Here is a 1,425-nt window from a genome sequence, read left to right on the forward strand (position 1 = left end):
GTGCCATTTGGCGCTTCCTTGATACCGGGCGCCGGGAGATCCAGCGCCACCCCGACTCTGAACTCCAGCGGATTCGAATAACTGATCTTGCCCGTTTCAAACCGCTTGATGTGGTAGCGAACGCTCAACTGTTCACCGCGACGGGCTTCAAAGTACTGCTGCACAAACGCAGCGTTGAGCGAAAATTTAACGTCTTTACCGGCGCTCAGTGTGCTGAGTTCCTTGTAGTCCTCGACCAGCACCTTGCCCGACGCATCATGCAGTTGCCAGTGCACGACGTCTTTGGCTTTGGTCGGATTGTTCACCGGGTTGGGGCAATTGACTTCGCTGGTGCCGTTGGGCAGATCCTTGGGTTCCAGCGCACCGTCCTGTTCACCGAGCAGGGTTGGCGGAACCAGCTCGAACCTCGGCTCGCCGATGTTCAATTGTGCGGCAGGCGTTGACGGCCTGCGAACGATCTCGCCGTTCTGGTCTTCGCTGAGCACGTTGTACGACACCACCAGCGTGCCGCCTTCCCCGGGCTTCAGGTACTTGGGGCCTGAAATGATGGTGATGAAGCCATTGGGGTCATCGGCCTCATCCTCGGTCGGAAAGATCCAGTCCAGCTCGGGTTCGAAAACGGTGCCGTCCGCCAGGGTGATGCTCCAGATCAGTTCGATGGCGTTGTCCGGGGTAATCAGCGGATCGTAGGGGATGCGTACGATCACGTTCGCCAGATCTGGATTCAGTGCACCGCCCACGGCGCTTTCGATGATGGGGGCTGCCAGACGTTTGGGTTCACCCTTCATGTTGATGAAGCGGCCTCTGGAGCGTTGAATGATGCTGCCGCCACGTTCGAGATCGAAGAAGAACACCCCCTGGGTTTTTGCCAGTGCCCGGGCACCGTCGTTGTCCATCAGCACGTCGACGACAAGCGGTGGATTTTTGTCGATGCGCTGGCGAACTTCGACCTCCACGGGTTCGCCGCCGAGGGTGGTGCCCTGCAAGTGCATGATGATGATATCGCCGAGGTTGAAATCGACGGATGATGCAGCAAAGACCTGGAGCACCAATTGCTGATTGCCCAACTGGTCAAGGTCGAGTTCGTTGCCGTCAGCCTGTTTGAGAATCGGCGCATCCAGCCGCGAATTGCCGGTGTCGACGACGATGCGCGTTTCCTTGCACCAGTCCTCGGAGTTATTGTCGGCAAAGTCTCTGACCAGGAATGACACCGCCAGCTTATCGCTCCCGGAGTCACCCGCCGCCAGGATGACGGCTTTGCTGATATGGATAATGATCGGGTTATTCAGCGGGTCGTCGATCTGCACTTGAGTGACGGGTTCCGACGCCACCAGCTTGCCGCCCCAGCTCGCGATGATCACATCGCCCACGGCGATGTCGGGGTAAGGCAGGTCGGAGCCACTGCCGGGTTTGGCAATCACCAGA

Annotated in this window: 1 pseudogene; it reads right to left on the bottom strand. The window is 58.7% G+C overall.

Annotation, left to right across the window (positions count from 1 at the left end):
• Window positions 1-1,425 (bottom strand): annotated as a pseudogene (locus DBR18_RS28305) (hypothetical protein); the annotation flags it as partial.

Origin of the sequence: Pseudomonas sp. HMWF021 (assembly GCF_003061005.1) — a bacterium.
In the GTDB taxonomy this organism is placed as follows: Bacteria; Pseudomonadota; Gammaproteobacteria; order Pseudomonadales; family Pseudomonadaceae; genus Aquipseudomonas.